Here is a 2,785-nt window from a genome sequence, read left to right on the forward strand (position 1 = left end):
CCACCGGGCAGTGGGCGGTCGCGGGCACGCATCTGCGGCACGCGTCCCGGGTGGCGACCACGGACCTGGAGCGCGACCGGCTCGCCGTCGAGGCGGTCGAGGCGCTGCTCCTGGACGGCCGGGTGCACGAGTCGGCCGAGCTGGCCGCCGGACTGCCGGCCGGCGCCGACCCGGCGTTGCGCGGCTACGTACGCGGCTATGTGGCGCGCGTCCAGGGGCGCATGGAGCAGGCGCAGACGCTGCTCGTCGACGCCTGGAACCAGTGCGATCACGAGAGCGATCCCTCGCTGGCCGCGCGGGCGGCCGAGCAGTTGAGCTACGCCGCCGTGATGCGGGGCCGTTCCTCCGACGCCGCCATGTGGGCGGAGCGCGCACAGCGTCTTTCCACCCTCCAGGGGCCGAGCAGGATGCTGCGCTTCAACCACCTCCTCGCGCTGGGCCTCAGCGGATTCGCCAAGAAGGGCATCGAACTCGCCGGTGACCTGCCCGATCCGCTGCTCGTGCCGCCCGCGAGCATCGATCTGCTGTTGGCGCGTGGGCAGTTGAGGCTGTGGTCGGACGATCTGCTTGGCGCTCGCGCCGACTTGCTCGGGGCCGTGGCCAACTGCCGCAGGGGGACGGTTCCGTTGCGGCTGCTCTCGGCCTCCGCGCTCGCGCAGACCCTGCACCGCCTCGGCGACTGGGACGAGGCGCTGATCCACGCCGAGGCGTCCGCGTCGATCGCCGACGACACCGAGCAGTCGTGGCTCAAGCCCGTCACGCACGCCATCGCCAGCTGGATCCTCTCGGCGCGCGGCACCTGGGACCGCGCTTCGGTGCACCTGCGGCTCGCCCTGGACGCGCCGGGCTGCGACGAGAGCGCGCTCGCCTACGCGTACGCGGCGTCGGCGCACGGAGCCTTCGCCGAGGCCCGCGCGGAGCCGGAGCGGGTCGTCGAGGCGTTGCGGCCGCTCCTGGAGTTCGCCTCGCACGACGGCGTGAACGAACCGGGCGTGGTGTCCTGGCGTGAACTCCTGGTCGACGCGCTGATCCAGCTCGGCGAGTTCGACGAGGCCCAGGCGGTGCTTGTGCCCTACGAGGAGCGGGCGCACGCGCGCGGGCAGCACTCGGCGCTGTCCGCCGCGGCACGGGTGCGCGGCAATCTGCACGCGGCGCGCCGGGAGACGGACCGCGCCCAGGCCTCGTTCCTGCGCGCGTACGACCAGGCCGCGCAGATCCCCTCCCCGTTCGGCCGCGCCCGCGTCCAGCTCGACCACGGGGCGTTCCTGCGCAGGATCGGCCGCCGCTCGGTCGCCGTGGCCCAGCTCCAGGCCGCGTACACGACGATGCGTGAACTGGACGCCGCGCCCTACCTGGCCCGGTGCGAACGGGAGTTGGACGCCTGCGGGCGTGCGGCGCCCCCGCGGCCCGCGCACGATCCGGCTGCCGCCGACTCCGATTCCGCCGCCGAGGGGCTCACCCCGCAGGAGCTCGCCGTCGCGCGTCTCGCGTCGCAGGGCTTCACCAACCGGCAGATCGCCACCGCGCTCGCGCTGAGCGTCAAGACCATCGAGTACCACTTGGGCCACACCTATACGAAGCTCGGCATCGCCTCGCGTATCGGGCTCGTGCAGCACTTCGCGCCCCAGGCCCGGCGCACGTCCTCCTAGCCCGTCCCCTGGCCGGAGCCCTGGCACACCGGGGTTATCCCTGGGCGGTTCCCTGAGGCACCCCTGCCACCGCCCGGCGTAGGTTCATGGCTGGTCAGGGGATGGGATGCACAACTGGGGGTGCACAGATGGCTGTCACGGAATGTCCGGCGGTGTGCGGCGACGCGCCACCCGCCCTGCGTCTGCGGCTGCTCGGGGGTTTCCACCTCAGCCGCGACGAGGGCGACGGCGGCGAGCAGGTCGACGTGTCCGCCAGCGGGCAGCAGTTGCTCGCCCTGCTCGGGCTCCGCGGCCCCACGACGCGTTCGGTGCTCGCGGGGGCGCTGTGGCCCGACGTCGCCGAGGAGCGTGCGCGTGCCTGTCTCCGTACGGCCATCTGGCGCCTCAACGCGGCGAGTCCGGCCGTCACCACCGGCACCCGGCCCGGGGTGCTCGCGCTCAGCCGGCGCGTCCGGCTGGACATCCAGGACTTCACCGCCACGGCACACCACATACTCGCGGCCTCGGCAGAGGGGACCGGGGCCGCGTGCGCCTCGCTGATGGGCATGGGTGAGCTGCTGCCCGGCTGGTACCAGGACTGGGTGGTGTTCGAGCGCGAGCGGCTGCACCAGCTGCGGCTGCACGCGCTTGAGGCCCTGTCGGCGCGGCTCGTCGCGCAGGAGCAGTACGCCCCAGCCCTGGACGCCGCGTTGGAGAGCACCCGGATCGATCCGTTGCGCGAGAGCGCGCACCGGGCGGTCGTGACGGTGCACCTCGCCGAGAACAACCTCGCGGAGGCGGTGCGGCACTACAAGGCGTTCCGCGGGCTGCTCCGCACGGAACTCGGCATCGAACCCTCGGAGCAGTTCCTCACGATGGTGCGGCGCGCGCTGACCTGACGTGCACGACGGGGAGGCGAGGCAGCCATGGTGACCGTGAACGCGACGGAGGTTCCTCAAGAACGGGTGACGTGCCACCACGTCACCGACGGCCTGTCTGTCCGTGCGCGCTCGGGGGTGCGCGGGCTGCAGGTCGTCCCACCCACCTCTGCCGGCCGTGTCGGGGGACGCGGCCGGCAGGCCACCGACGCTCCGCCACGCACGGACACGGGGGTGCCGCGCGCGGCGACGGAGCCGTCGGTAGCCGCGGCGGCCGGG

The 2,785-nt window shown here is 73.6% G+C and carries 3 protein-coding genes; all 3 read left to right on the forward strand.

From position 1 onward, the window contains the following. A partial coding sequence (locus ABD378_RS32390) for a LuxR C-terminal-related transcriptional regulator (protein WP_344526741.1) occupies window positions 1–1,649 on the forward strand: 1,649 nt, incomplete at its 5' end. A 128-nt stretch (window positions 1,650–1,777) separates the two neighbouring features. Continuing rightward, window positions 1,778–2,527 (forward strand): AfsR/SARP family transcriptional regulator, encoded by a 750-nt coding sequence (locus tag ABD378_RS32395; protein WP_344526743.1) that lies wholly within the window; start codon window positions 1,778–1,780, stop codon window positions 2,525–2,527. Between the two features lie 27 nt (window positions 2,528–2,554). Beyond that, on the forward strand, window positions 2,555–2,785 hold a 231-nt coding region (locus ABD378_RS32400), incomplete at its 3' end, for a hypothetical protein (protein WP_344526745.1).

Source organism: Streptomyces rectiviolaceus (assembly GCF_039533825.1).
GTDB classification, from domain to species: Bacteria; Actinomycetota; Actinomycetes; order Streptomycetales; family Streptomycetaceae; genus Streptomyces; species Streptomyces rectiviolaceus.